Origin of the sequence: Burkholderia cepacia (assembly GCF_029962485.1) — a bacterium.
Classification (GTDB): domain Bacteria; phylum Pseudomonadota; class Gammaproteobacteria; order Burkholderiales; family Burkholderiaceae; genus Burkholderia.
In genome coordinates, this window is record NZ_CP073638.1 from 2,133,970 (window position 1) to 2,160,704 (window position 26,735).

General features: G+C 65.6%; 26 protein-coding genes and 1 pseudogene. 11 read left to right on the forward strand and 16 right to left on the reverse strand.

What is annotated here, in order from left to right; genetic code table 11:
- Positions 1 to 43 precede the first annotated feature (43 nt).
- From KEC55_RS25940 to KEC55_RS25950, 3 genes are all read right to left on the reverse strand, one after another.
- Complete coding sequence (locus KEC55_RS25940) at positions 44 to 2,509, reverse strand: GH92 family glycosyl hydrolase (RefSeq protein ID WP_282507966.1); 2,466 nt, start codon at positions 2,507 to 2,509, stop codon at positions 44 to 46.
- A gap of 328 nt (positions 2,510 to 2,837) precedes the next feature.
- Positions 2,838 to 3,305: a cupin domain-containing protein gene (locus KEC55_RS25945; RefSeq protein ID WP_282511434.1), complete on the reverse strand. Its 468-nt coding sequence runs from the start codon at positions 3,303 to 3,305 to the stop codon at positions 2,838 to 2,840.
- A 119-nt stretch (positions 3,306 to 3,424) separates the two neighbouring features.
- Complete coding sequence (locus KEC55_RS25950; protein ID WP_282507967.1) at positions 3,425 to 4,648, reverse strand: Zn-dependent hydrolase; 1,224 nt, start codon at positions 4,646 to 4,648, stop codon at positions 3,425 to 3,427.
- A 144-nt stretch (positions 4,649 to 4,792) separates the two neighbouring features.
- Between KEC55_RS25950 and KEC55_RS25955 the strand changes: the two genes are divergently transcribed.
- Entirely contained in the window at positions 4,793 to 5,710 is a 918-nt protein-coding gene (locus tag KEC55_RS25955; RefSeq protein WP_282507968.1) for a LysR family transcriptional regulator, read from the forward strand.
- A gap of 3 nt (positions 5,711 to 5,713) precedes the next feature.
- Here KEC55_RS25955 and KEC55_RS25960 read toward each other — a convergent pair whose 3' ends face one another.
- The 3 genes from KEC55_RS25960 to KEC55_RS25970 form a co-directional block, all read right to left on the reverse strand.
- Entirely contained in the window at positions 5,714 to 7,066 is a 1,353-nt protein-coding gene (locus KEC55_RS25960) for a pyridoxal phosphate-dependent decarboxylase family protein (RefSeq protein WP_282507969.1), read from the reverse strand.
- A 20-nt stretch (positions 7,067 to 7,086) separates the two neighbouring features.
- A complete protein-coding gene (locus tag KEC55_RS25965) occupies positions 7,087 to 7,386 on the reverse strand; it encodes an ArsR/SmtB family transcription factor (protein ID WP_059523766.1) in 300 nt (99 codons plus the stop codon).
- A gap of 175 nt (positions 7,387 to 7,561) precedes the next feature.
- The gene (locus tag KEC55_RS25970; RefSeq protein ID WP_282507970.1) at positions 7,562 to 8,449 is read right to left on the reverse strand and encodes a LysR family transcriptional regulator; all 888 of its coding nucleotides are present in this window, start codon (positions 8,447 to 8,449) and stop codon (positions 7,562 to 7,564) included.
- A gap of 133 nt (positions 8,450 to 8,582) precedes the next feature.
- On the opposite strand from KEC55_RS25970, the gene KEC55_RS25975 reads away from it, so the two are divergent.
- A complete protein-coding gene (locus KEC55_RS25975) occupies positions 8,583 to 9,620 on the forward strand; it encodes an aldo/keto reductase (protein ID WP_282507971.1) in 1,038 nt (345 codons plus the stop codon).
- A 34-nt stretch (positions 9,621 to 9,654) separates the two neighbouring features.
- Here the strand turns inward: KEC55_RS25975 and KEC55_RS25980 are convergent, their stop codons facing one another.
- On the reverse strand, positions 9,655 to 9,831 hold the full coding sequence (locus tag KEC55_RS25980) for a hypothetical protein (RefSeq protein ID WP_282507972.1): 177 nt from the start codon (positions 9,829 to 9,831) through the stop codon (positions 9,655 to 9,657).
- Positions 9,832 to 10,009: 178 nt separating this feature from the next.
- On the opposite strand from KEC55_RS25980, the gene KEC55_RS25985 reads away from it, so the two are divergent.
- Positions 10,010 to 10,486: a GNAT family N-acetyltransferase gene (locus tag KEC55_RS25985; protein WP_282507973.1), complete on the forward strand. Its 477-nt coding sequence runs from the start codon at positions 10,010 to 10,012 to the stop codon at positions 10,484 to 10,486.
- A 118-nt stretch (positions 10,487 to 10,604) separates the two neighbouring features.
- Here the strand turns inward: KEC55_RS25985 and KEC55_RS25990 are convergent, their stop codons facing one another.
- Positions 10,605 to 11,330, reverse strand: a complete 726-nt coding sequence (locus KEC55_RS25990; RefSeq protein ID WP_282507975.1) for a class I SAM-dependent methyltransferase — start codon at positions 11,328 to 11,330, stop codon at positions 10,605 to 10,607.
- A 198-nt stretch (positions 11,331 to 11,528) separates the two neighbouring features.
- Between KEC55_RS25990 and KEC55_RS25995 the strand changes: the two genes are divergently transcribed.
- Positions 11,529 to 12,518 carry a hypothetical protein gene (locus KEC55_RS25995; RefSeq protein WP_282507976.1) on the forward strand — a complete coding sequence of 330 codons (990 nt, stop codon included), beginning with the start codon at positions 11,529 to 11,531 and terminating at the stop codon, positions 12,516 to 12,518.
- Positions 12,519 to 13,055: 537 nt separating this feature from the next.
- Positions 13,056 to 13,865, forward strand: coding sequence for a TlpA disulfide reductase family protein (locus tag KEC55_RS26000; RefSeq protein WP_282507977.1), 810 nt, complete (start codon positions 13,056 to 13,058; stop codon positions 13,863 to 13,865).
- Positions 13,866 to 13,899: 34 nt separating this feature from the next.
- Here the strand turns inward: KEC55_RS26000 and KEC55_RS26005 are convergent, their stop codons facing one another.
- Complete coding sequence (locus KEC55_RS26005; protein WP_282507978.1) at positions 13,900 to 14,817, reverse strand: LysR family transcriptional regulator; 918 nt, start codon at positions 14,815 to 14,817, stop codon at positions 13,900 to 13,902.
- Between the two features lie 111 nt (positions 14,818 to 14,928).
- On the opposite strand from KEC55_RS26005, the gene KEC55_RS26010 reads away from it, so the two are divergent.
- Together KEC55_RS26010 and KEC55_RS26015 are read left to right on the forward strand one after the other, a co-directional pair.
- A complete protein-coding gene (locus tag KEC55_RS26010) occupies positions 14,929 to 15,528 on the forward strand; it encodes an NAD(P)H-dependent oxidoreductase (RefSeq protein ID WP_282507979.1) in 600 nt (199 codons plus the stop codon).
- A 187-nt stretch (positions 15,529 to 15,715) separates the two neighbouring features.
- Positions 15,716 to 16,003, forward strand: a pseudogene (locus tag KEC55_RS26015) (sodium/glutamate symporter); the annotation flags it as partial.
- A 34-nt stretch (positions 16,004 to 16,037) separates the two neighbouring features.
- Here the strand turns inward: KEC55_RS26015 and arsN2 are convergent.
- From arsN2 to leuA, 7 genes are all read right to left on the reverse strand, one after another.
- Positions 16,038 to 16,502 carry an arsenic resistance N-acetyltransferase ArsN2 gene (gene arsN2 / locus KEC55_RS26020; protein ID WP_282507980.1) on the reverse strand — a complete coding sequence of 155 codons (465 nt, stop codon included), beginning with the start codon at positions 16,500 to 16,502 and terminating at the stop codon, positions 16,038 to 16,040.
- A gap of 123 nt (positions 16,503 to 16,625) precedes the next feature.
- Positions 16,626 to 17,348: an arsenical resistance protein ArsH gene (arsH, locus tag KEC55_RS26025; protein WP_282507982.1), complete on the reverse strand. Its 723-nt coding sequence runs from the start codon at positions 17,346 to 17,348 to the stop codon at positions 16,626 to 16,628.
- Positions 17,349 to 17,418: 70 nt separating this feature from the next.
- Entirely contained in the window at positions 17,419 to 18,489 is a 1,071-nt protein-coding gene (arsB, locus tag KEC55_RS26030; RefSeq protein ID WP_282507983.1) for an ACR3 family arsenite efflux transporter, read from the reverse strand.
- A gap of 70 nt (positions 18,490 to 18,559) precedes the next feature.
- Positions 18,560 to 19,054, reverse strand: a complete 495-nt coding sequence (locus KEC55_RS26035) for an arsenate reductase ArsC (RefSeq protein WP_282507984.1) — start codon at positions 19,052 to 19,054, stop codon at positions 18,560 to 18,562.
- A gap of 22 nt (positions 19,055 to 19,076) precedes the next feature.
- Positions 19,077 to 19,412, reverse strand: coding sequence for an ArsR/SmtB family transcription factor (locus KEC55_RS26040; RefSeq protein WP_282507985.1), 336 nt, complete (start codon positions 19,410 to 19,412; stop codon positions 19,077 to 19,079).
- A 240-nt stretch (positions 19,413 to 19,652) separates the two neighbouring features.
- The gene (locus KEC55_RS26045) at positions 19,653 to 20,057 is read right to left on the reverse strand and encodes a peptide ABC transporter ATPase (RefSeq protein ID WP_282507986.1); all 405 of its coding nucleotides are present in this window, start codon (positions 20,055 to 20,057) and stop codon (positions 19,653 to 19,655) included.
- 149 nt (positions 20,058 to 20,206) lie between these two features.
- The gene (gene leuA, locus KEC55_RS26050; RefSeq protein WP_282511436.1) at positions 20,207 to 21,916 is read right to left on the reverse strand and encodes a 2-isopropylmalate synthase; all 1,710 of its coding nucleotides are present in this window, start codon (positions 21,914 to 21,916) and stop codon (positions 20,207 to 20,209) included.
- 948 nt (positions 21,917 to 22,864) lie between these two features.
- On the opposite strand from leuA, the gene KEC55_RS26055 reads away from it, so the two are divergent.
- The 4 genes from KEC55_RS26055 (at position 22,865) to KEC55_RS26070 (ending at position 26,663) form a co-directional block, all read left to right on the forward strand.
- Complete coding sequence (locus tag KEC55_RS26055; protein ID WP_282507987.1) at positions 22,865 to 23,254, forward strand: fucose-binding lectin II; 390 nt, start codon at positions 22,865 to 22,867, stop codon at positions 23,252 to 23,254.
- Positions 23,255 to 23,373: 119 nt separating this feature from the next.
- Positions 23,374 to 24,213 (forward strand): fucose-binding lectin II, encoded by an 840-nt coding sequence (locus KEC55_RS26060; RefSeq protein WP_282507988.1) that lies wholly within the window; start codon positions 23,374 to 23,376, stop codon positions 24,211 to 24,213.
- A 152-nt stretch (positions 24,214 to 24,365) separates the two neighbouring features.
- Positions 24,366 to 25,100: a fucose-binding lectin II gene (locus tag KEC55_RS26065; RefSeq protein ID WP_282507989.1), complete on the forward strand. Its 735-nt coding sequence runs from the start codon at positions 24,366 to 24,368 to the stop codon at positions 25,098 to 25,100.
- A 357-nt stretch (positions 25,101 to 25,457) separates the two neighbouring features.
- Complete coding sequence (locus KEC55_RS26070; RefSeq protein WP_282507990.1) at positions 25,458 to 26,663, forward strand: NAD(P)/FAD-dependent oxidoreductase; 1,206 nt, start codon at positions 25,458 to 25,460, stop codon at positions 26,661 to 26,663.
- Positions 26,664 to 26,735 lie beyond the last annotated feature (72 nt).

A 26,735-nucleotide genomic window follows, 5' to 3' on the forward strand; every position in this document is an offset into this window, starting at 1 on the left:
GTCGATCCTGTTGGCAAGAACCGCTCGTTGATCTTTTCGACCGTTACGGCGCGCTGGCCGCCTGCGGGAACGACGGCATCGCGGATGCGTCGGTGCCCCACGTCGTGGCGCTCGCGTCGGCAGTCATCGAGTACGACAGCTTTCCGCCCTTCGCGATGTGCTCGAACGGCAGCCACGCGGTCGAATAAGGCGCACCGTTCAGCTTCAGCGACTTCACATAGAACGACGCGTTATCGCCCGAGCCGGCCCCCGGCGCGACGATGTGCAGCAGGCGGTAGCTGCCGTCCTTCTGCCCGACGCGCACCGTGATCTTCTCGAACTGCGGGCTCGACAGCGCGACGCCGCTCACGCCCGGCACGACCGGGTAGAGGCCGAGCGCGGCCCACACGTACCAGCCCGAGACAGCACCGAGATCGTCGTTGCCGGGCAGCCCGGCCGCACCGGTGCCGAACTCGTTCGCGAGCAACGCGTGCAGCACGCGCTGCGTATGCGACGGCGCGCCGGCCCACGCATAGACCCACGGCACGGCCATCGTCACTTCGTTGCCGACATAGAAATACGGCTGCACGGTGCCGATGTTCAAGTGCGTGAAGAACGTGTCGAGCCGGTTGACGACCGACGTGGCGCCGCCTGCCTGCGCGACCACGCCGCCGAGATCGTGCGGCACGTACCACGTGTATTGCTCCGAGTTGCCTTCCATGAAGCCGGTGCCGTCGGTGATCCAGGCGCCCGCCGATGTCTTCGGCTGGATCGCGCTCTTGTCGAACAGGTTCTGCCAGTTGCCGCTCGACTTCAGCAGCGTGCCGGCCGTCGCCGTATCGCCGAGCGCCGTCGCGAAGCGCGACACCGCGAAGTCGCGCACCGCATATTCGAGCGTGTTCGATGCAGTCTGGTTGTCGCCCGAGCCCGACGACGGCACGTAGCCGAGCCGGTCGTAGTCCGCGCGGCTGCCCATCACCGGCGTGCCGGCGCACGCAGCGCCCGGCGCCGTGCTGGTCTTCATGATCGACAGCGCGGCCTGCGTGTCGAAGTTCGTCGCGCCGAACGCATGCGCGTTCGCGACGATGATCGAGCCCGCGTCGCCCGGCATCACGGCCGTCTCGGTATTGAAGTACGCCCAGCGCGGGAACGCGCCGCACGCCTTCGCATCGAGCACGAGCGACTGCACGATGTCGCTGGTCCGCACCGGATCGAGCAGCGCCTGCAACTGGATGAACGAGCGATCGATGTCCCAGCCGGAGAAATTCGCGTACATCGTGCGGCCTTTCTCGACCTGACGCGTCGGCGCGGCCGACGCGCCGTTCGACGCGTAGAAGTCCGGATACTGGCCGTTCACGTCGTTGAACACGTTCGGATGCAGCGACGCGTGATACAGCGCGGTGTAGAACCTGGTCTTGTCGGCGTCGCTGCCGCCCGTGACCTGGATCGCGTTCAGGCGCGCGTTCCATGCATCGCTCGCCGCGCGGCGCACCTTGTCGAAGCGCCAGCCCGCGCGGCCGTGCGCTTCGTCGCCCGGATTTTCCGCGTCGAGATTCGCCTTCGCATTCGCTTCGCTGACGAACGAGATCCCGAGCTTCATCATCACGGCCGGGTGCTGCTTGTCGACCGCGAACGTCACGGTGAGCGGGCTGTTCGCAGCCAGCGCCGGCTTCGCCGCGAACGGCTGGCTGAACTCCGCGTAGTAGTAAAGCGGCACCGCATGCCCGGCCCAGCAGAAACCGCTGCCCGCGATCGTGCCGGACAGCGCGCGATCGCCGACCTGCTTCACCGTATCCGCGGTCGTGCCCTGCGAACGGTTGTTCTGCACGGTCGGATCGATCGCGATCGTCGCCTGCTGGCCCTGCGCGAGCACCGGATACGTGAAGCGCGCGAAGCCGGTGCGCACCGTCGTCGTCAGCTCGGCCTTGATGCCGTTGCCGAGCGTGACCCCGTAATAACCGGCCTGCGCGGTTTCGTTCGCGTGGCTGAAGCTGGCCGGCGTGCCGGCGTCGCCGGGCGCGAGCTGCGGCATCACGTTCAGGTAGCCGCCGTTCGCCCAGCAGCCGGTGCCGCTCAGGTGCAGGATGCTGAATGCGTTGATCGACGTGTCGCCGTACCAGTAGCCGCCGGAGAAGCCGGAGCCGTCGCCTTTGCGGCTGTCGTACTGGGCGGTGGGCGTCATCGGGCTCCACTGCATCATCCCGAACGGAACCGTCGGCCCCGGGAACGTTCCGCCGCCAAGACCCGAGCCGACCGGGTCGGCCGGCTGGTCGGTCGCGTAGTCGGTGCCGATCAGCGGATTGACGTACTGAACGACGCGAATGTCGGCGTTCTTTTTCGCTGCTTCGTTGCCGTTGTCGCGTCCATTGCCGTTGTCGTTGCCGCCGTTGCCGTCTTCGTTGCCCTGCGACTGCGCCGCGGCCGACAGATTCGAAGTGGCTGCCGACGGCGAGTCGCCATCGCCGCCGCACGCAGCCAAGCCAACGCACAGCGCCAGCAGCGCCGCTCCCAACCCCAGGTTCCTCGACATCGCCTGTCTCCGCTTCGTTCTTGAATCAAGCTTTTGGTTCGAACTACTGACCTTTAAATCAGGAATCTTTCCGTGACTTGTCGCGTACGCGGTCAATCGGTCGAAACTGCCGGACGCGTGTATTTATTTCCGTATTCGGGTGCCTGAAAAAAGCGCGCCGGCAGGTCGAAATGCCGGCACCCGGGAATGGACAATGCGCACAAGCGTGCCCAAATAAACGCGGTTTCTCTACCCCGTATTTTTACGAATTTTTATTTTGTTTATCTAAACAAGAGGCAATCGATTCAGTTTTTTATACGGAATTCGACATTGCGAATGCGATTGGCAATCACGGCTGTTTCGGCAACTCGACATAGTCTTCAAGCTCGCCGGCGATATAAAGCCGCTTGCCGCTACGCGGGTATTCGCAGACATCGTGTTCGAGCCGCTGTCCGCCGACGAGCAACTCCAGCGGCACTTCACCGGTGTTCTGCACCGTATGCGCTTCTCCGCCGCGCGGAAAGCCCAGAAAATCGCCGGGCCCGATTTCACTGACGCGTTCGCCGATCGTGACCGAGCCCGTGCCGGACAGCACGTAGACGAATTCTTCTTCGTACAGGTGGCGGTGATATTCGGCCGATTCGTGACCGGGCATCAGCGTGAGCAGGTGGACACCGAATTGCGTCAGGCCGGTCAGGTCGCTGAGTTGTCGTTTGAGTCGGACGGCATTGGGTTTCAGCGAATGCACCGCGCGCGTCGGTTCCATCTTCGCAATATCGGCGGCCTTCAGCAGTTCCCGGGGAAAGGGAGTCGACATGGGGATCTCGCAAGCGTGAATGCTTCGGTTGAACGCTGCGCCGGCGCGGCGCGCGTAGCGGCTATTGTCCGATATTTTCACGCCGGCAGACGTGGTATCCACACCGCCGTCACACGCGACTAACGCGCGCAATCGGCCAGCAGGTTCGCCAGCACCGACGCACCTTGCGCGAGATGCACGGGATCGGCATCTTCCGCTTCGTTATGGCTCAAGCCGGCCTTGCACGGCACGAACACCATCGCGGACGGCGCGACGTACGACAGGTTCACCGCGTCGTGCCCCGCACCGCTGCACATCTCCAGGTACGGATAACCGGCGGCGGCCGTTGCCTGCCGCACGCGCGCGACGCAGTTCGCATCGAACACCACCGGCTCATATTCGGCGATCGTCTCCACCTGCACGCTCGCGCCGCGCAGCGCGGTGCGCTGCGAGCAGATCGCTTCGATGTCGGCAACCAGTTGCTGCAGCGCCGGTCGCGACGGATGGCGCACGTCGACGCTGAAGCGCACCTTGCCCGGAATCGTGCTCGGCGAATTCGGCTGGCATGCGACATGGCCAACCGTCACGCGCGCATCGGCGTCGAACGCATGGCCGTGCTCGATGATCGCGGCGATCATCGCGGCCGCCGCACCCATCGCGTCACGGCGCACGCTCATCGGCGTCGTGCCCGCATGCGATTCGAAGCCGGTCACCGTGACGTCGAGTTCGTAGATGCCCTGCACGCCCGTCACGACGCCGATCGGCAACCCGGCCTGCTCCAGCACCGGCCCCTGTTCGATATGCGCTTCGAAATACGCTTTCGGCATCTGCCGCTCGCGAGCGGGGCCCGCGAAACCGGTGCGTTCGAGTTCGTCGCGCAGCAGCGCCCCCGTCTGCATGCAGGGGCGATCCAGTGCGTAGTCGAGGTCCAGTGTGCCAGCATAGACGGCCGAGCCCATCATGCCCGGCGTGAAGCGCGAGCCCTCTTCATTGGTCCACGCGACGACGTCGATCGGATGCCGCGTCACGATGCCATGCTCGTTCAGCGTACGAATCGCCTCGAGGCCCGCGAGCACCCCATACACGCCATCGAAGCGGCCACCGAGCGGTTGCGTGTCGAGATGGCTGCCGCACGACACGGCCGGCAAGCCGGGTTCCGTGCCCGGCCGGCGCGCGAATACGTTGCCGATCGGATCGATGCGGATCTCGCAACCGGCTTCCTCGCACCACGCGATGAAGCGGCGCCGGCCCCGCGCGTCGTCGTCGCTCAGCGCGAGCCGGCAGCTGCCGCCCTGCGCGGTTGCGCCGATCGTCGCCATCTCCATCAGCGAATCCCACAGCCTTTGCTGGTTAACGAGAATCATCGTGACCGCTCCTGAAAAGCACCGAGCATATACACTCGATCCAATAAGAAAAATCCAAGATTTCGTTGTGGACGATAAATTTTCCTTGTCACCCGGGGTTCCGTCCGGAACCCCGTGCCTGCTTCGCATCCGGATCGCTCACTCATGAAGCTCAAGCAGCTCGATGCGTTTCTCGCGGTCGCCGAGCATCGCACCATTCGCGGTGCGGCGCGCGCGCTGGGTGTCACGCAACCGGCCATCAGCAGTATCGTGCGCGAGCTCGAACAGGAGCTGGGCGTGCCACTCGTCGTGCGCAGCGTCAAGGGAATCGCACTCACCGATTACGGCAGCGCGTTCGCGATTCGCGCGCGGCTGATCGTCGAGGAAATCCAGCGCACGCGCGACGAGATCGAACAGTTGCGGCTGGGTACGACGGGGGCGGTGTCGATCGCGGTCAGTCCGACGGTTGCGCTGACGATCCTGCCGCGCGCGTTCGCCGCGTTCACGCGCGACCTGCCCGGCGCGACGCTGAACGTCGACGACGCGTTGACCGCGACGGATCTCGCGCGGCTGCGCGACGGCTCGCTCGATTTCATCGTTACGCATCAGTTGGCCAACGCATTGCCGGACCCCGACGAATTCGCGAGCATTCCGTTGTTCCGGACGGCGTTCGCGGTCGTCGCGAGAAACCGGCATCGGCTCGCGCGCGCCCGTTCGTTGCGCGAGCTCGCCGATGCGCAATGGTGCGTGCCGCGCTACGGCGAAGGCGGGGACGATCTGGTCCGCTCGATCTTCGTGCCGTTCGCCATCGATGTGCCGAAGCGCGTGGTCCACTGCCCGTCGTTTGCGGCGACGCTCGGGCTCGTGTCGCAGACGGATGCGCTCGGCGTATTCGCGCGACCGCTCGCCGATGTCGAGCGCAAGTCGCGCGGCATCGTCGTACTGGATCTCGCCGAGCCGATGCCGGCGTTGACGGTCGCGATCGTGATGCGGCGGCATGCGTTGCTGACGCCGGCCGCGCTGCACTTCATCGAATGCCTGAAGGTGGCGTCCGCCGCCGTGACGGGCACGGACGCCGCATGACGCTCAGCGCACGTGCACGCCGCGCAGCGCCGTCAGCAATGCGATGAGCCGATCGATGTGCGCATCTTCCGTGCGCCACGACGACACGCTGATCCGGAACGCCGGACGCCCCTGCCACACGGTCGCGCCGAACCATACGTCGCCCGATGCCTGCGCGGCTTCGAGGATCGCCGCGGTTTCGTCGTCGGTGCCGGCGCGCACGAGCACCTGGTTCAGCACGACGCGGTTCAGCACGTCGTAGCCGGCCGCGCGCAGGCCGTCCGCGACCCGCGCCGCCTGCGCGCAATGCCGCTCGACCATCGTCGCCACGCCCGCGCGGCCGAGCGCACGCAACGCAGCCCACACGGGAATGCCGCGCGCCCGCCGCGAGAATTCGAGGTTCAGGTTCTTCTGCGCATCCTGTGCGCCGCTCAGGTAGACGGCATCGCTGTTCATCGCGGTGGCGAGCGCGGCCGCGTCGCGGCAGATCACCATCGCACCGTCGTACGGCGTGTTGAGCCACTTGTGGCCGTCGGTCGTCCAGCTGTCCGCGCCGTCGATGCCGTCCGTCAGCGCGCGCTTCGACGAGGCGCGCGCCCACAGGCCGAACGCGCCGTCCACGTGCACCCATGCGCCGGCCGCCTTCGCGGGCGGGATCAGCGCCGCGAACGGATCGAATTCGCCGGTGTTCACTTCGCCGGCCTGCACGCAGAGGATCGTCATGTCGTCGAGCGGCGGCAACTGGGCCGGGTCGATACGGCCGTGCGCGTCGACCGGCGCGACGACGATGCGCTTCATCCCGAAGCCGAGCACGCGCAGCGCCTTCTTCACCGTGATGTGCGCGAGCGCGGAGATCACGACCTTCACTTCGGGCGCACCGATCAGCCCGTCCTCGTCGATATCCCAGCCCTTGCGCGCGAGCAGCGCGCGCCGCGCGGCCACCAGCGCGACGAGCGTGCAGGCCGTCGCGCTCGTGCCGAACCCGACCGCGCTGCCTTCAGGCAACGCGAGCGCATCGACGACCCAGCGTGCGGCCTGGCGCTCGATCGTCGCCGCGACCGGCGAATTCGCGTACGACGACGCGCACTGGTCCCACGCGAGCATCAATCGCTCGGCAGCAGCGGCAGCCGGGAGCGCCGCGCCGATCACGAAGCCGAAGTAGTTCGGGCCGTTCGACGCCACCGTCGCGGGCGTGCCGCGCTCGTCGAGCAGGCGCAGCACGTCGTCGGCCGGGCGACCCGCGTCGGGCAGCGGCTCGTCGAATGCGGCGAGGCCGGCCAGCGCGGCCGCGTCGGGAAACGCGCGTCGCTCGCTGGTTGCGGCCAGATATGCATGCGCGCGCCGGTCGGCGTCGGCCAGCAGTGCAAGTTCGTCCATGTCGGTTGCCTCGGTGGGAATCAGAGTTGCGAGAGATCGTGGCCGAGCTGCTGCAGCGCGCCGTCGATCCGCTTGTAGTACGTGAACTTGCCGACGCGGGTCGCCCGCACGAGCCCGGCATCCGCGAGGATGCGCATGTGGCGCGTGGTCGTGGCCGGCGCGATGCCGAGCTTCTCGGTGATGTACGTGCAGCACACGCCAAGCTCGTCGAAGTCGCCGTGCGGCTGCGGCGGGAAATGCTTGCGCGGCTGCTTGAGCCAGCGCATCACGGCGAGACGGCTTTCGTTGGCCAGGGCGCTGATGCGAGTAACGTCGTCCATGGGATTGCGGGTTCGTTTAACGTTTTGAATATTAGCTAAATGACGAAATGTGGACAATCGGTTTGACGGACGATTTCAGCCGGCGATGGGGCGTGCACGGATGCCGCATCGACACGCGATGCAAGCGCGACGGAATCGCTGCTTCAACGTTGCGCGACAGCCTGGGTAGCCTGCGTTACGCCGCAGTCAGCGCCTGCACGAGCCTGTCGATCAACGCGCGCACGCGCGTCGGCTGCGCGGCACTGCCCGGATAGACGATCTGCAAGTCGACGTCGCCCGGCGAGAAGTCGCGAAGGATCTCGACGAGCGCGCCGGACGCCAGATCCTGCTCGACGTCGACCAGCGACTTCAGCGCGACGCCATGCCCCGCGATGCACCACGCGCGCACGAGCGCGCCGTCGTTGGCCACGCGGCGGCCGCGCACCATCACGCGCTTCGGTTCGCCATCGATGCTGAACGGCCAGTCGGCATACAGGTCCGGCCCGAAACGCATCACGATGCAGTCGTGAGACGCGAGATCGTCCGGATGCGCTGGCGTGCCGTGCGCGGCGAGATACGCGGGCGACGCGCACACCACGCGCCGCGCGCGGCCGAGCGAACGGCTGCGCAGCGAACTGTCCGCGAGCGTGCCGCGGCGAATCGCGAAATCGAGCCCCTGCCCGACGAGATCGACGTAACCGTCGCCGAGATGCAGGTCGACCGTCACACCCGGGTGCTCGGCCAGGAACGCATCGACGACCGGTACGACGCGCTCGCGCCCGAGATCGGCCGGTGCGCTGAGCCGCACGGGCCCCGACAGCGTCTGCACGCCCAGCCGCACACGGCTTTCGAGTTCGCCGGCTTCGGCCAGCAGGCGCCGCGCACCGTCGACGAGCGTGCGGCCCTCGTCGGTCAGGCTGATCGCGCGCGTCGTGCGCGTGAGCAGCGCCGCGCCGTAGTGGCGCTCGAGCGCCGTCAGCCGCTCGGATACCGTGGCCGGCGACAGCCCGACCTCGCGGCCCGCCGCGGCCAGCCCGCCCTTCTCCACGATGCGCAGGAACAGCGCGAGATTGTCGAGCAGCATTGTTCGCTCCTTCCGAAGGATATTTTCGAAATCTGACCAATTATCCGAAATATCCGCAAGCGATACAGTGTGGCAACGCTCGGCGTCACGGCCGCTCGCCCCGGGCACTACGATCATTCAAAGGAAACCCGCCATGGAATACCGCACCCTCGGCCGCTCCGGCCTCAAGGTTCCCGTCCTGAGCTTCGGCGCCGGCACGTTCGGCGGCACCGGCCCGCTGTTCAGCGCATGGGGCAACACGGGCGTCGACGAAGCGCGCCGCCTGATCGACATCTGCCTCGAAGCCGGCGTGAACCTGTTCGACACGGCCGACGTGTATTCGGACGGCGAATCCGAGCGCGTGCTCGGCGCCGCGATCAAGGGGCGTCGCGATCAGGTGCTGATCTCGACGAAGACGGGCCTGCCAACCGGCGACGGCCCGAACGATGCGGGCACGTCGCGCGCGCGGCTGGTCCGTGCCGTCGACGACGCGCTGCGTCGCCTCGACACCGACTACATCGACCTGCTGCAACTTCATGCGTTCGACGCGCTCACGCCGGTCGAGGAAGTGATGTCGACGCTCGACGATCTCGTGCGCGCGGGCAAGCTGCGCTACATCGGCGTGTCGAACTTCGCGGGGTGGCAGATCATGAAGTCGCTGGCGGTGGCCGACCGGCACGGCTGGTCGCGTTACGTGGCGAACCAGGTGTACTACTCGCTCGTCGGCCGCGACTACGAGTGGGACCTGATGCCACTCGGTGCCGACCAGGGCCTCGGCGCACTCGTGTGGAGCCCGCTCGGCTGGGGCAGGCTCACCGGCAGGATCCGGCGCAACGCGCCGCTGCCCGAAGGCAGCCGCCTGCATGAAACGGCCAGCTACGGGCCGCCGGTCGACGACGAGCGCCTGTATGACGTGGTCGACGTGCTCGACGCGATCGCCGAGGAAACCGGCAAGACGGTGCCGCAGATCGCGCTGAACTGGCTGCTGCAGCGGCCGACCGTGTCGTCGGTCATCATCGGCGCACGCAACGAGGAACAGTTGCGGCAGAACCTCGGCGCGGCAGGCTGGGCGCTGACCGATGCGCAGGTCGCGAAGCTCGATGCGGCGAGCGCCGTGGAAGCGCCTTATCCGTATTTCCCGTATCGCCGGCAGGCGGCGTTCGCGCGGCTCAATCCGCCGATGCGCGGGTAAAAAGCGGCCGCGGCGACGCGGCTGCGTGGCTGCGTCAGGCCGGCACGCCTGCGTGGCCGAGCCGCACGACCTTGTCGGCCGCGCCGATGACCGAGCGCCGGTGAGTGATCGCGATCACCGTGACGTCGCGGGCGAGCAGCCGCACGTGTTCCATGATGTCGCGTTCCGTTGCTTCATCGAGCGCGGAACTCGCCTCGTCGAGAAACAGCACGGTCGGGTTGCCGCATCATCACGATCCTGTCGCGCGGCTGCTCGACCATTGGCCGTGGCACCATGAAATGCAGTCGTCATGGGCCTACCCGTGGTGCCGCGAACTTCCTATCGTAGAGACCTGCGACGCGCCGGCCGGATCGGCAGCGCGCGCCCTTCTCATCGAAAGGTCCGCCCACATGAACACCAACAACACAGGACTGACCGTACGCGCGGTCACGGAAGACGACTACGACCAGTGGCTGCCGCTGTGGGACGGCTACAACCGCTTCTACGGCCGCTTCGACGACACGGCCCTGCCACTGCGCATCACGCAGCTCACGTGGTCGCGCTTCTTCGACGGCTACGAGCCCATTCATGCTTTCGTCGCGGAACGTGACGGCAAGCTCGTCGGGCTCGTGCATTTCCTGTATCACCGCAGCACGACGCACGCCGGACCGACCTGCTACCTGCAAGACCTGTTCACGCCCAACAGCGAACGCGGCAAGGGCGTCGGGCGCGCGCTGATCGAAGCCGTGTACGACACCGCGCGTGCGCATCGCGCCGAACGCGTGTACTGGCAGACGCACGAGACGAACCACACCGCGATGCGGCTCTACGACACCGTCGCGGACAAGCCGGGGGCCGTGCTCTACCGGAAGGAGTTGTCGCGCTGAGCTGAGCGGGGCGAGCCGTGCCTAAGCGCCACGGCTCGTTCGCCCCGCCCGATTGAAGGCCATGATCCCTCCCGGGAACGGCCGCTTCGGCAAACTTGGTAGCCCCGGGGCTACCGATTCACTCCACCGGCCGCGCCTTGATCCACAGAAACAGCGGCACGCGCGCCCACTGCTTCAACTGGTCCGTATCGGCCTGGTCGGGCGGCGGCTCGCGCAGCGACACGATCGCGAACCCGGCCGCTTCCAGTGCCTCCATATACGCCTGCAGCGGCAGCGACCAGCCTGCGAAATGCATCGACAGCCCGTCCCGCGTTTCCACGCCGTCGAAGTGCTCTCGTCCGAAATAGCTGCCCTTCAGCACGAACGGCGCATCGGGTTGCGGCCCCGCGAAGCCGCCGCGATCACGAAACGGATGCACGAGCGAGATGAACAGCAGCCCGCCCGGCTTCAGCACGCGGCGCGCCTCGTTCAATGCGCGCTGCATGTCGTCAAGATCCATCAGCACGTTGTACGCCATCACGAGATCGAAGCTGGCCGCGTCGAACGGCAGCGACGCCGCGTCGGCCAGCTCGTAGCGATGCGCGGAATCCGCGTGACGCGCGGCGTCGAGCATCGCGGGCACCACGTCGCTCGCGGTCACGTCGTAGCCGAGCGCCTTCAGCTCGCGGCTCACGCGGCCTTCGCCGCAGCCGATCTCCAGCGCGCGGCCGGTGTCGCGGCCGATATAGGCCGCGAGCCCCGCGCGGTATTTCCAGAACGCATCGTGCCCGGGCTTGCCGGCCCAGTCGATCCATTGGCCGGCGACCTGCGCCCAGTGTTCGGTGATGGCTTTCGTGTCGGTCATGCGCGCTCCCGCCCGGTGTGCGTCGTTGGCTCAGGATGCGCATGGTAAGCCGAAGCGGCGGAACGCGTGAGCAAGTCGCGCCACATCGCGTCGCCGGTTTCCGTTTCCGGCGGCGACGTTCTACAGTGACATAAAACAATCCGCGCCTCCGTGCGTCGTTCCCGCCCGGCGATGCGCACCCGATTCCGAGGACATCCCATGCCGAGCATCCTGGCCGCGCCCGCCAACCTCCCCCCGAGCCCCGTCGCGGCGGAAACGCGCATGGTGCACGACGTCGCGACGCTGAAGCCGTCCGACTACCGTTCGGCGGACGGTGCGTCGTGGGTCATCTCCACCCTCACCCCGGCCGCGGACAGCGGCACGAACGTGACCGGCACGACGTACTTCGACACCGCGAAAGGGCAGACCGTCCCGGTGCCCGATGCGCGCCGCCGCTATGCGAATCGCGGCACGTGGCAGGTCGTCGCGAGTTCGAGCCCTGCCGTGCCCGCCACCGGCCGCTATGACTGGCTGACGCTCGCCTGGCTGCCGATCAACCGGCGGCCGCTGCCGCAAACGCCCGAACACCTGTATTCGCCGTTCATTCGCGGCGGCACGATCGTGTATCGATGGAATCCGGCGGCGGAAGGCGGCGAGCAGTTCGGCAACGTGCGGATGATCTTTCCGGAATGGACCCGGCAGGTGGCCGATGCGTTGCGGTCTGCGCCGGCAGCGATGCCAGCTGGCGCGCCTGCCCTCGACCGACTGAAATCGGACCGCAACCCGATGACCGCCGTGCTCGATTTCGGCGATGCGCTGCGCGAAGAGCCGGTCGAACGGATCGTCACGCGGCTGCCTGCGTTGCTGCAGGTAAATGACCTGCATGAGCTGTCGGCGCTCGTGTTCCTGTGCCTGTCCGGATCGCGCGCCGAAGACCGGCCGCGCCTCGTCGAAACGATCGACGCAGCCATCGCAGGCACCGATGACCAGGCGCGTCTGCTGGCAATCGCATACGGTGCGTTCGCCGCAGGGCGGGCGCAGCCGGTACCGTTCCGCGACCAGACGCTGACCGTATTCATCAACGACGTGTTCGGCATGCTGAAACGTCGTACGACGGCACTCGGCGTGCCTGCCGGGGAACGGACGCCGTGGTATGAGTTCTTTACGGCGTACCGACTAGGTGAATCGGCGTCCGGCAACGGCCAGTAATCGCCCGTCAATAGACGACCCGCGAAAGTAACAGCGAATCTCCAGCGCCATTCATCACTCGCCGCGCATTGTCCCGGCGATTCATCGGTGTACATACCGCGACGCATAAACACCGAAGCGATTTTCAATCGATTCGACGATATGCATCGGAGCGCGGCCGCACCCACCGACCGCCACAAGGCATTCACACCCGCACGCACGACGCTAAAAAAGCGGCCGCTCGCGGAGGAGCGGCCGCCAAGGAGAGATCCCTGTTCGGGATACCGGCGGACACCACTCCGAGCCGGTGTATCTATTGTTGTGGAAGCATCCGCGACCGACCATCAGCCCAGTCTGGTTCGCGCTTCGTCTGCATGAACGTCGCGCAGTCTCGAACCCAGCGCGCGCATCCGAATCCGCAATACGCCGTTACGTTCTCAAAGGGAACCCGCATTCGCGGCAGCCAGTCGAAACGCCGCACGCCTGTCGACGGCTTCGTCGCCACGGCGGACAATCCCTCCATCTGCCCCGCACCGTGACATCCAACCTGATCCCTTCATGCTGAGCATCGGTCCCTTCTCGATCCGCGTCGTCGCGGTAGCCGTCGCCGCGTTGCTGGCGTGGCTCGTCGCGCGTGTCATCCAGCGCCGCCCACCCGACGGCCATCACAAGACCGCATCGAGCCTGATCCTCGACGTGCTGCTGCTCGGGCTGCTCGCCGCGCGCATCGGCTATGTCGCGCAATGGTGGCGCGACTACGCGGCCGCGCCGCGCTCGATCGTCGCGCTCGGCGACGGCGGCTTCGACTGGCGCATCGGCGTCGCGGCCGCGCTCGTGTTCGCGGGCTGGCGCCTGCGCCACCTGCCCGCACTGCGTCGCCCGGTGATGGCCGGCATGCTCGCGGGCCTCGCCGCATGGGGCATCGCGCAGGGCACGCTCGCAACATTGCAGCACAGCGCGCCGCCGCTTGCCGCGTTGCAGCTCGAAGCGCTCGACGCCACGCCGGTGCCGGTGCAACGCTTCGCGGGCAAACCCGTCGTCGTGAACCTGTGGGCCACGTGGTGTCCGCCGTGCCAGCGCGAAATGCCGATCCTCGCGCAAGCGCAGCAGGATCATCCGGGGATGACGGTGCTGATGGTCAACCAGGGGGAAGACGCGCAAGCGGTGCGCGCGTTCCTCGAACAGAAAGGGCTGCGGTTCGATCACGTGCTGCTCGACCGCACGCTGCACGCGATGCAGGCCTACGGTTCGCGCGGGCTGCCGACGACGCTCTTCTTCGATGCGAAAGGCAATCTCGTCGAATCGCACATGGGCGAGATCACCGCCGCGCGGCTGAAAGACGCCGTGGCGGACCGCTTCGGCCAGTAACGCACGTCGGCCGAAAGGCAACCGCATCGCTTCGTCACATCCGCGCCTCGACCGCGGCGAGCCGGGCCGGGAGATGTTCCTGCAGCGCATCGACGGCGGCCCGCACTTTCAGCGGAAGATGCAGCGTGTACGGCCATACCGCGTGAATCGGAAAGATCACGCCCGGCCGGTCGGGCAGCAACTCCCGCAGCGTGCCGCCGCGCAGCGCATCGCGCACCAGCCAGTACGGCAGCCACGCAACGCCGAGATCGGCAACGGCCGCATCCATCAGTGCGCTCAGGTCGTCTGACAGCAGGCGAACGGCGGGCTGCAATTCCACGCGCTGGCCGTCGACGATGACGGGCCAGCGATGCACCTGGCCGAAACGCGTATAGGCCAGCGCCTTGTGCCGTTCGAGATCTTCGTAGGTCGCGGGTTCACCGCAGCGGCTCAGGTACGCCGGCGATGCGCAGAACGCCATCCGGTGCTCGCCCAGCGGACGCGCCACCAGGCCGCTGCTGTTCGGCAACGTGCCGACGCGCACCGCCAGATCGAAACGCTCTTCGACCAGGTCGACGGAGCGATCGCTGAACGACAGGTCGAGATCGAGCTCGGGATGCGCCTTCGCCAGTTCGATCAGGATCGGCGCCACGCAAAGATGACCGAAGAGCGTCGGCATCGACACGCGCAAGCGCCCCTTCATCTGCCATTTGCCGGTTTCGAGCAGCGCTTCGCCCGCCTGGATCTGCTCCATCGCGCGCAGGCAATGGTCGTAGAACAACGCCCCTTCATCGGTCAGGCTCTGGCTGCGCGTCGTCCGCTGAAACAGCACGACGCCCAGCCGCTCCTCGAGGCGCGCGATGCTCTTGCCGACCGCGGACCGCGTGATGTGCAGTTTCTCGGCGGCCTGCGCGAAGCTGCTCGCTTCCACCGCAGCGACGAAGACGTCGAGGCCCTTCAGGTTGTTTCGCATGCGTTTGGGGACAAATACGCTACACAATGCGTCGATCTTATCGCTTTTGGCGATAAAAAGTGAATGCTAGGATCGATTCCAGTCTTTACTTTCGCAATGGAGCACCCCCCCATGGCCCGGATCCTCGTCCTCAAATCCAGCATCAACGGCAGTCAGTCGCAAACTGGTGCGCTGATCGACACGTTCCTCGCCGAGCGCCAGGCCAACGGCCATGCCGACGACGTGATCGTGCGCAATCTCGTCGACACCGACCTGCCGATGCTCGACAGCGAACTGTTTCACGCGCTGCGCGGCGCGGCCAACCCGAGCGAGCGCGCGCAACGCGCCATCGTGTTGTCCGACGAACTGATTGCCGAGCTCAAGGGCAGCGACCTGCTGCTGATCGGCGCGCCGATGTACAACCTGAACGTGCCGACGCAGTTGAAGAACTGGTTCGACCTCGTCGCACGCGCACGCGTGACGTTCCGCTACACGGAGACCTACCCGGTGGGCCTCGTCGAAGGCGTCGGCGCGATCGTGTTCAGTTCACGCGGCGGCGTGCACGTCGGCCAGGATACGGATACGGTCACGCCGTACCTGCGGGCCGTGCTCGGCCTGATGGGCATCACCGATGTGGAATTCGTCTATGCGGAAGGGCTCGACATGAAGCCGCACGGTGTCGAAGCCGGACTGGAAAACGCGCGCCGGCAGATGGAAGCACTGCACGCGTAACGCGTCAGTCGCGGCCGGCAGGAAGCGCCACACCGGAACCCGACACATCCGATAGGTCCGGCAAAGCACCGTCCGTACACTCGGACGCATGATTTCAGCCATCCAGACCGCCTTCGACGCGGTGCGCGATGCCGTCACGCAGTGCACACGGCGCCCTTCGTTTCTTCGCCAGCTCGACGGCCAGCTCGACGTCGCGGTGCTCGCGCTGCCGATCTTCCTGCTGCTCGTGTCGCAGATGGTGCTGATGGTCGCGTACGCGGTGTTCGTCACGTACCGGCTGCCGGGGCGCAACTACGACGCGGCCGTGCTAGCCGCCGGCCATTGCGGCTTCGGGCTCGGTGCAACACCGACGGCGATCGCAAACATGCAGGCCGTGACCGCAAGGTTCGGCCCGTCACGCATGGCGTTCCTGATCGTGCTGATGGTCAACGCGTTCTTCATCGACATCGCGAACGCGATCGTGATCAAGCTGTTTTGGCGTTGCCGATTTACGGGTGCGGCCGCGGCAATCATCGCGACGCGGCGACGGTCCTGCCAGACTGGATAGTAGTGCGAAGAAGCATGACAGTTGCCGATGCCGGGCACACACCGGCGAACTGACCGGATGACAACAGAGGCCCCGGGACGTCGCCAAGCGCGATGCGCACGAAACCCAATCGGGCAAAATAGGTCTCGGCTGTCGTCGTGCGCAACACGATCGCCTCGACCGCGCGACCGCGACACGCATCCAGCAACCGGGAAACGACCGCCTTTCCCAGGCCGTTTCCACGCGCGCCTTCAGCCACCGCTATCGACCGAATCAGCGCAAAATTGCCGTGATACTCGATGCCGCCGCATGCCGTCATGCCGTCGGCATCCACGGCCACGATGAAATTCGGTAAATGATCCGCCACACCGGCGACAGGCAAGTCGGAAGCACGAAGCAGCGCCTCAATCGAGGTCAGATTCGATACTGCGGCAGCGCGGAGTTGCATGGCGTCGATCCTCGAAAGTAAAGACTCGGCAAACAGCAACGACTCAAGCATGCGATCAGGATCGACGCGCAAGTGGCCGGCGGCTCACCGCGAACCGCCGGGAGGCCCCTACACCGTCGTACGTCAGATACTCCGCTGATTCACCCGCTTCGACAGCTCCTCCGCGCTCTCCTTGCGCTCGCTGTACCGGTCGACCAGATAAGGCCCGACATCGCGCGTGAGCAACGTGAACTTGACCAGTTCTTCCAGCACATCGACCACGCGATCGAAATAAGCCGACGGCTTCATTCGCCCAGCCTCGTCGAATTCCGCGAACGCCTTCGCCACCGACGACTGGTTCGGGATGGTCAGCATGCGCATCCAGCGCCCGAGCACGCGCATCTGGTTCACCGCGTTGAACGATTGCGACCCGCCGCTGACCTGCATCACCGCGAGCGTCTTGCCCTGCGTCGGCCGAACCGCGCCGATCGACAGCGGAATCCAGTCGATCTGCGCCTTCATGATCCCGGTCATCGCGCCATGCCGTTCCGGCGAGCACCACACCATGCCTTCCGACCATTGCACCAGCTCGCGCAACTCGACGACCTTCGGATGGCTCTCCGGTGCATCGTCGGGCAGCGGCAGGCCGCTCGGATTGAACACGCGCACTTCGGCACCCATCGCCGTGAGCAGGCGCGCGGCTTCCTCGGTCAGCAAGCGGCTGAGCGATCGCTCGCGCAGCGAGCCGTACAAAAGCAGGAACCGCGGCGGATGCGTGGATGGCGACGCTGGCCGCAACTGGCCGGCATCCGGCACGCGGAACGATTCGGTGTCGAGTTGCGGCAGCTCGTTCGGATAATCAGACATGCTTGTGTTCCGTTTGATTGCGATGAATCGCGGTGTCGGTCTTACTCATGCGAATGGGCTTTCCCGTTTTTCAAGCACACTCGTACCAGCCTTTCGACCGGTTCACGACGCGCACCACCAGCAGCATCACCGGCACTTCGATCAGCACACCGACGACGGTCGCCAGCGCCGCGCCCGAATGAAAACCGAACAGGCTGATCGCGGCCGCGACGGCCAGCTCGAAGAAATTGGACGCGCCGATCAGCGCCGACGGGCACGCAATGTTGTGCTTCTCACCCACCGCGCGATTGAGCCAGTAGGCAAGGGCCGAATTGAAGAACACCTGGATCAGGATCGGCACCGCGAGCAGCGCAATCACCAGCGGCTGCTTGAGAATCGCTTCCCCCTGGAATGCGAACAGCAGCACGAGCGTCGCGAGCAGCGCGGCGATCGACCACGGACCGATCTTCGCCATCGCGGCGTCGAATGCGGCCGGCCCCTTGACGAGCAACCGCTTGCGCAACACCTGCGCGATGATCACCGGAATGACGATATAGAGCACGACCGACGTAAGCAGCGTCGCCCACGGCACGGTGATCGCGGACATTCCCAACAGCAGTCCGACCAGCGGCGCGAACGCGATCACCATGATGCTGTCGTTCAACGCGACCTGCGACAGCGTGAACAGCGGATCGCCGCCCGTCAGCCGGCTCCACACGAACACCATCGCCGTACACGGCGCGGCGGCCAGCAGAATCAGTCCGGCAATGTAGCTGTCGATTTGCCCGGCCGGCAGCATCGGTGCGAACAGATGCCGGATGAACAGCCAGCCGAGGAATGCCATCGAGAACGGCTTGACGAGCCAGTTCACGACGAGCGTGACGCCGATGCCTTTCACGTGCTGACGCACTTCGTGCAATGCGCCGAAATCGACCTTCACGAGCATCGGGATGATCATCACCCAGATCAACAGTCCGACCGGCAGGTTGACCTGTGCATATTCCATCTGGCCGATTTGCTGGAACACGCCCGGCAGCAACTGGCCGAGCGCGATGCCGGCGACGATGCACAACGCCACCCAGACGGTCAGGTAGCGTTCGAAGAAATTAATGGACGGCTTGGCGACAAGTTTGCCTGCCGGAGTGGCGTCGGACGTGTTCATGGGGCGGATATCAATCTCGAAATCGCAGTCGGCGCGCTCGCGCTTCGGCAAGCCGCCGCCATGCAAATGATCAGTTTCGCGAAATGTCGATCAGCGCCGCCTGGAGTTCGGCATCGCTCACGCGATCGAGCGGCAGCGCCAGCAATTGCAGCATCCGGTAGCCGATCGCCTCGCGCGTGAGTTCGAACGCGACGCGCTTCCCGTCGTCGCCGCCCAACGCATTCGACGGATCGGCATAACCCCAATGCACTTTCACGGGGCTGCCGGGCCAGTACGGGCAGGTCTCCGCTGCGGCGCTGTCGCACACCGTGATGACGACGCGCATTTCAGGCGCACTGTCGCCGACGAATTCGTCCCAGCTCTTGCTGCGGTAGCCGTTCACGTCGATACCGGCGTTCGTCAGCGCTTCCAGCGCGAACGGATTGAGCCTGCCGCTCGGCGCGCTGCCGGCGCTGTACGCGCGCACATCCTTGCCGAGCTTCGCGGCCCAGTGATTGAGCATCCCTTCGGACAGCACGCTGCGCGCGGAGTTGTGGGTGCAGAGGATCAGTACGTTGGTGGTCATGGGCGAGGTGCGCGAACGCGCGTCAACAGGATTGCGTACCCGACGTCGAACACGCGGACATCGGCGAGCACGGATTGCCGCCGCAGCAGTTCTCCGTGAGATAGGCCAGCAGGCCGTTCATCGTCGCGAAGTTCGCGCTGTAGATGACGAAGCGGCCTTCCTGCCGGCTCGTGACGAGCTCGGCATGGGCCAGTTCCTTCAGATGAAAGGACAGCGATGACGGGGGCACATCCAGCAGCGTGGCGATCTGCCCCGCGGGCAGGCCCGGTGGCCCGGCCTGCACGAGCGTGCGGAACACGGCGAGGCGGGATTCGTGCGCGAGTGCCGACAGCGCGGCGACGGTCTGATTCGTTTCCATATTTCGATAATAGTCGAAATATGGAAGAATAAAAAGCCGCTTCGACATGAAGCGGCGAGCACGTAATGACCCACGAACGGGGAGCGAACCAAAACGGCTGCGTCAGCCGATGAACCCTTCCCGCGCCGGAAGTCGCGCATTCAACGACGCCTCGCGTACTCCGCGATGCGCGATGCAGCGCCTACGCGGCCAACAGAACGGCATCGAACCCGAAGCACGACCTGCCGCACGACACGCGGTTCACGGCCGCGAAAACACCATCACGCGCCCGTTGACACGCTGGAGCTTGAGCCAGCCCATGTCGGCCGTGAAACGCAGTTGCTGCAGCGTGAAATCGAACGACGCGTGCTCGGCGGCGCTCACGACCGCGTTGGCGATCCAGCGAATCAGCGCCTTCCCTTCCTCGGTCGTCACGCTGCCGTTCTGGACACCGTAGAAATAGCGATTCCCGGCGTTGACCTCGTTCTGCAACTGCATCCAGTGCCCCGGCAATCCCGGCAAGGTCCTGAACAGGTCGGCGACGCGCTGCGTCGTAAGACCGCGCGCCCACAGCGCGCCGTTCGCGGCCGGCCGCGCCAGGTTGTGGCGGTCCGCCGTCTGGGCCTGTCCCTTGATATCGCCCCGCAGGGCATCGTCCTTCGACATGACGCATTCCTCATGGTGATGGGCGCGGGAAAACGGGCCCCGCGCGCGCCGCTTGCACGATACGCCCGTTAGGCGAAGTCATCGCCTGTCAGGTTTGTCAGGCTCGCGTCACGCCGGCTCGCTCATCACCGCGCTCATCACCGCGCCGCTTACGCGACGGCCTTCACCGCAGGCTGCGCGGCAAAAAACGTCGCCTGCGCCGCGTCGTCCGCGCGCGCATACGCGCGATTAACGCCGCTGATCACCGCACGGATCGACGCGGTCGTCAGGTTCGCGTCGATGCCGACGCCGAACGCGCTGCCGCGCACGCCCGCGCCGGCCAGCTCGGCGATCGCGATCGCTTTCGCATCGGCGCCCTGAGACAGCGCGCGTTCCTCGTAGTGCTGGATCCGCAGCGGCGTGCGCAACGCGTGCATCAGCGCGTCGAGCGGGCCGTTGCCTTCGCCGCGCAGCACACGGCGCTCGCCGTGCACGTCCGCGGTCAGCACGATCGTCTCGCGGCCGTCGCGCTCGGTCAGCTCATGGCCGACGTAACGCAGCGGCGCATCGCCTTCGACATATTCCTGCTGGAACAGCGACCAGATCTGTGCGCTCGTCACCTCGTGCCCGCTGTCGTCGGTCAGGCGCTGCACGGCCGCGCTGAAGTCGACCTGCAGGCGGCGCGGCAGCGCGACGCCATAACTCTGCTCGAGCAGGTACGCAATGCCGCCCTTACCCGACTGGCTGTTCACGCGAATGATCGAGTCGTACGTGCGGCCGACATCGCTCGGATCGATCGGCAGATACGGCATTTCCCAAACGGCGTCGGGTTTTTGCACGGCGAAGCCCTTCTTGATCGCGTCCTGGTGCGAGCCGGAGAACGCGGTAAACACCAGGTCGCCGACATACGGATGGCGCGGGTGGATCGGCAACTGCGTGCACTCCTCGGACGTGCGCGCGACTTCGTTGATCTGCGAGAAATCGAGACCCGGATCGACGCCCTGCGAGTAGAGGTTCAGCGCAAGCGTGACGAGATCGACGTTACCCGTGCGTTCGCCGTTGCCGAACAGGCAGCCTTCGATGCGATCCGCGCCGGCCATCACCGCGAGTTCGGCCGCCGCGACTGCCGTACCGCGGTCGTTGTGCGGATGCACGGACACGATCAGCGCATCGCGGCGCGCGAGGTTGCGGTGCATCCATTCGATCTGGTCCGCGTAGAAGTTCGGCGTGCCGACTTCGACCGTAGCAGGCAGGTTCACGATCGCCTTGTGCTCCGGCGTCGGCTGCCAGACGTCGAACACGGCGTCGCAGACTTCCTTTGCGAAATCGAGTTCGGTCGACGTAAAGGTTTCCGGGCTGTATTGCAGCGTGAAACGCGTGCCGGTCGCGGCGTCGGCGAAGCGCTTGATCGTGCGCGCGGCGTTCACCGCGAGTGCCTTCACGCCGTCGCGATCGAGGCCGAACACGATCTTGCGGAATTCCGGCGCGGTCGCGTTGTACAGGTGCACGATCGCGCGCTTCGCGCCGCGCAACGACTCGAACGTGCGCTCGATCAGGTCGTCGCGCGCCTGCGTAAGCACCTCGATCGTCACGTCGTCGGGAATGTGGCCGCCTTCGATCAGTTCGCGCACGAAGTTGAAGTCGGTCTCGGACGCCGACGGGAACGCGACCTCGATCTCCTTGAAGCCGATCGCGACCAGCATCTTGAACATCCGCATCTTGCGCGCGGCGTCCATCGGCTCGAACAGCGACTGGTTGCCGTCGCGCAGGTCGGTGCTCATCCAGATCGGCGCCTGCGTGATCGTGCGCGTCGGCCACGTGCGGTTCGGCAGGTTGACGGGCGTAAACGGTCGGTACTTCGTCGCGGGGTTCTTCAGCATCATGGTGTTCGGTCCTCGGTCGGTTTGTCGGGAAACCACGTCGCGGCGGCCTTCAGCGGGAGAGGCCGGCTGCGCGCGCAGCGGTGACAGCGATGAAACGGCACAACGGCAAAGCGGTACGGCGAACAGCAGCCTTGGCGGTTGAGCGACCGGGACGGAGCGGAGCGATACGGAAAAAAGACGAACTCAGGCGCCGGTCGACAACCGGGGCCAGGTCGGTGATACGGGGGAAATCTGGCGCTTCAGGAAAGAAGCAGATGGAAAGCGCGCAGCCGCAGACCCAGCCCGGAGAAACGGGCTAGTAGTCGTAGCGAGAAGAGGGACTGGGCGGCTTGCATGGCCGGAATCAAATCACAGGGTGCACGCTGCTGTCAACCGGGCCCGCTGAAATCGTGCGGTGCGCGGGCGCGCGAAATCAGCCCTGTCCGATAGGCGGCGCCCCGCCCTGTCGATATGCTTCACGGGTGCGGCACCGGTGAGGTCCTATTCATGTTCGGAGTGAGTCGGTCCATCCTCTTCGCCGGTCGCCGCACGCCTTCCCCTTGCAATCGGGCTTCGGTGCGGGCGTTCGGCGGTGGCCGGTGGGCGCGGCCACGACCGAGATGCTGATGTTGAAACGACAACGCTGCCATATGCGAACGCCGAGCGTCTGCTCCGAAGCCCGATTGTCCGCTGCGCCCTCCGTCTCTCTCCTCTCCGGTACGGCCACGTATCGTTCAATAAAACGATATGCGTGCCGATATAATTTCTCAAATACATCGAAAAACAGTTCATTAAATCAATTTCATTAAATCGATTAACCTTGATTTTCGATTTACTGAACAATAACCATTCCCGCTCGAATATTTTTTTATTTATTTTTCGCCATGCTTGGTACGTCGCGCTTCAAACGGCAAACGTTTGCGCGACAAGGATCACGCCTTATCCAACACTCCTCAGGAGGCAAGCATGGCCGACTCTCAAACGTCTTCCAACCGTGCCGGCGAATTTTCGATTCCGCCGAATACCGATTTCCGCGCGATTTTCTTCGCGAATGCCGCCGAGCAGCAACACATCAAGCTGTTTATCGGCGACAGCAAGGAACCGGCCGCCTATCACAAGCTGACGACGCGCGACGGCACGCGTGAAGTCACGCTCAATTCCGGCAACGGCAAGCTCCGCTTCGAAGTGTCGGTGAACGGCAAGCCGTCGGCCACCGATGCGCGCCTCGCGCCAATCAACGGCAAGAAATCGGACGGTTCGCCGTACACGGTCAACTTCGGGATCGTCGTGTCGGAAGACGGCCACGACAGCGACTACAACGACGGCATCGTCGTGCTCCAGTGGCCGATCGGCTGATCGGCCAGCCACCGATTGACCGATGACCGCCGGACCGCCGCCTGCAAGGCGGCCCGGTGGTTCCGCGTCGAACCGCGAAGCACCCCGATCAAAACCCGTATCGCCTTCAGGAGACCGCCATGCCCATCTTTTCGGCATCGATCAACAGCGCGCCCGTCATCACGTCCGAGGCTTACGTCGACATTCCCGGCCTGCATCTCGACCTGACGAAAGAAAAGGACACCATTCGCGACGGCAAGCTGCTCGTCACGCTCAACGTGCCGACACCGTACGCCACCGGCGACAACTACCCCGGCATCTATTTCGCGATCGCGACCGACAAGGGCGTCGCCGCCGAAGGCTGCTTCACCCATTCGGAAAAAGCCCCGGCAACCAGCGGACGCTCGCCGTTCACGCTCGTCGTCGCCATCGACGTCGCGAGCGGCGTGACGTTCGTGAAAGGCCAATGGAAAAGCGTGCGCGGCAGCACGATCCATATCGATTCGTTTGCGAGCCTTTCCGCGATCGGCGACACGGTCGTGCAATCGTCGTCGCATGGCAGCGGCAATCAGGGTGCCGAAACCGGCGGCGGCAGCGGAACCGGCGGCGCCGGCAACATCGGCGGCGGCGGCGAACGCGACGGCACGTTCAACCTCCCGGCCAACATCAAGTTCGGCGTCACCGCGCTCGCGAACGCGGCGAACGAACAGACGATCGACATCTACATCGACGACAACCCGAAACCGGCCGCCACGTTCAAGGGTGCCGGCTCGCACGACGAAAACCTGGGCACGAAGGTGCTCGACTCTGGCAAGGGGCGCGTGCGCGTAGTCGTGACGGTGAACGGCAAGCCGTCGCGGCTCGGTTCGCGGCAGGTCGACATCTTCAAGAAATCGTACTTCGGGATCGTCGGGTCGGAAGACGGCACGGACGACGACTACAACGACGGCATCGTATTCCTGAACTGGCCGCTCGACTGATCGATCGGCAGTCACGACACATCGCAATGGCGACGGGGCCAACCACACATTGCGAATCGTTCTGGCAGTCCCACGCTTTGCTCCGCGCGCGGCACGGTGACCTCCATTCACCGGCTGCGCGACGCGAGATATTCCATTCAGACGAGGACGACATGTCACAACCGTTTACCCATGACGACCTGTATGCGCTGCTGCAACTCGCGGGCAACGACGCCACCGCCGTACAAGCCAGCGGCGACCAGGCCGTGCTCGACCGGATGCGTCAGTTCATGACCACACAACTGGTCGAGAAACTGCCGCAGTACGACGTGTTCGTCGATATCGCGACGATCCCGTACAGCTTCGATGTCGGCAGCTGGCAGAACAAGGTAAAAACCGATGCGGCAGGGCAAGTCGTCGCCTGCACGGTAACGTGGGCCGGCGCACCCGGCGTGCTGCCCGGCGCGGCGGCGAAGTTCGGTGTCGGCGCGGTGGTCAATTACTTCTCGAAAGCGACGCCGCAACCCGCGCAGCCGGATCCCACGACGACCGGCGGCGGCGAACGCGACGGCATCTTCAACCTGCCGCCGAACATCGCATTCGGCGTGACCGCGCTGGTCAATTCGTCTGCACAGCAGACGATCGAGGTCTTCGTCGACGACAACACGAAGCCAGCCGCGACGTTCCAGGGTGCCGGCACGCAGGACGCGAACCTGAACACGCAGATCGTGAACTCGGGCAAGGGGAAGGTGCGCGTGGTCGTGACCGCGAACGGCAAGCCGTCGAAGATCGGCTCGCGTCAGGTCGACATCTTCAAGAAGACCTACTTCGGGCTCGTCGGGTCGGAGGACGGTGGCGATGGGGATTACAACGACGGCATCGCGATTCTGAACTGGCCGCTCGGTTAAGTCGCGGCAACCTGTTGATCATCGCCACGCCGCCTGGCGTGGCGATGGGCGTTGGCATGGCGCAGCCACCTGTCCCGATGCATCCCGCCGCCGTGACGCATCGAAGCCGCCGATCCCGTGCGGCAAGCCCGCAACGCTTGTACGGCCACACGTCCATCCCCCTCATGTCGATGCCACTTCCCGTTCTCGACATCGCCTTTCGCCGGGTCGCTCCCTGATTTTTCACAGGCTCACCCCGAACACAGGACTTGCGCTCCATAACTACGACTCATAGAATCGTAGTTATGGAGCGCATCGATGCGGGAGGCAACGTCGGTGTTCTACCGACCTCGTGCATCAATCAACCGGAGTGGAACAGTGGCACAGCGAATTCTTGTTATCGGGGCCGGCTTTGCCGGCATGTGGAGCGCATTGAGCGCAGCGCGTCTGCTCGACCTGCACGGTCGAACCGACGTCGAGATCACCGTGGTGGCGCCCGACGCGCATCTGCACGTTCGTCCGCGCCTTTATGAAGAAGGCCCGGCCAATTTCCGCGCACCGCTCGGCGAGATCTTCGATGCGGTCGGTGTGACGTTCGTCCAGGGCACGGTCGAGCGCATCGACGTCGCGCGCCGGGCCGCTGATGTATCAACTCACGACGGCAAGACATCGACGCTCGCCTACGACCGCCTCGTGCTGGCCACTGGCAGCCGCCTGTTCCGCCCGGCGATTCCGGGCCTCGCCGAGCACACGTTCAGCGTCGACCAGACCGACGAAGCCGTCGAACTCGAAGCGCACATCCGCGATCTGGCGCGGCAGCCGGCTTCCATCGCACGCAATACGGTCGTCGTCGCTGGCGGCGGATTCACGGGCATCGAGACGGCGGCGGAAATGCCGGCACGCCTGCGCGCCGCGCTGGGCGAGCACACGGACGTGCGGGTCGTGATCGTCGAGCGCAACGACGCGATCGGCCCGGATCTGGGCGCAGGCCCGCGCCCCGTCATCGAAGAAGCGCTGCGCACGCTCGGCGTGACGTGGAAGCTCGGCTCCGGCGTCGTATCGGTCGACGCGGGCGGCATCACGACGGCCGACGGCGAACGGATCGAATCAAGCACCGTGATCTGGACGGCCGGCCTGCGCGCGAGCACGCTGACCGAACAGATTCCGGGCCGCCGCGATGCGACGGGCCGCCTGCATGTCGACCGCAACCTCGCGGTCGACGGCGTGCCGGGCGTCTACGCGACGGGCGACGTCGCGTACGCGGCGACCGACGATGCAGGCAACCACACGATGATGTCGTGCCAGCACGCAATGAATCTCGGCCGTTCGGCCGGGCACAACGTGGCGGCCGATCTGCTGGGTCTCGAGCAGATTCCGTACAGCCAGCCGAAGTACGTGACGTGCCTGGACCTCGGCCCGTGGGGCGCGGTGTATACGGAAGGGTGGGATCGCGAAGTGAAACTGACGGGGGCGGAAGCGAAGCAACTGAAGCACCGGATCAATTCGGAGTGGATCTATCCGCCGCGCGCGGATCGTGCGGAAGCACTGACGGCCGCGGATCCGTTGCGGATCGTCGTGGCCTGAGCGGCGCACGTGCGCCGAAGATGCGCGCGGTGCGGTGAACGCACCGCGCGTTGTCGTTCGATGCGAACGCGA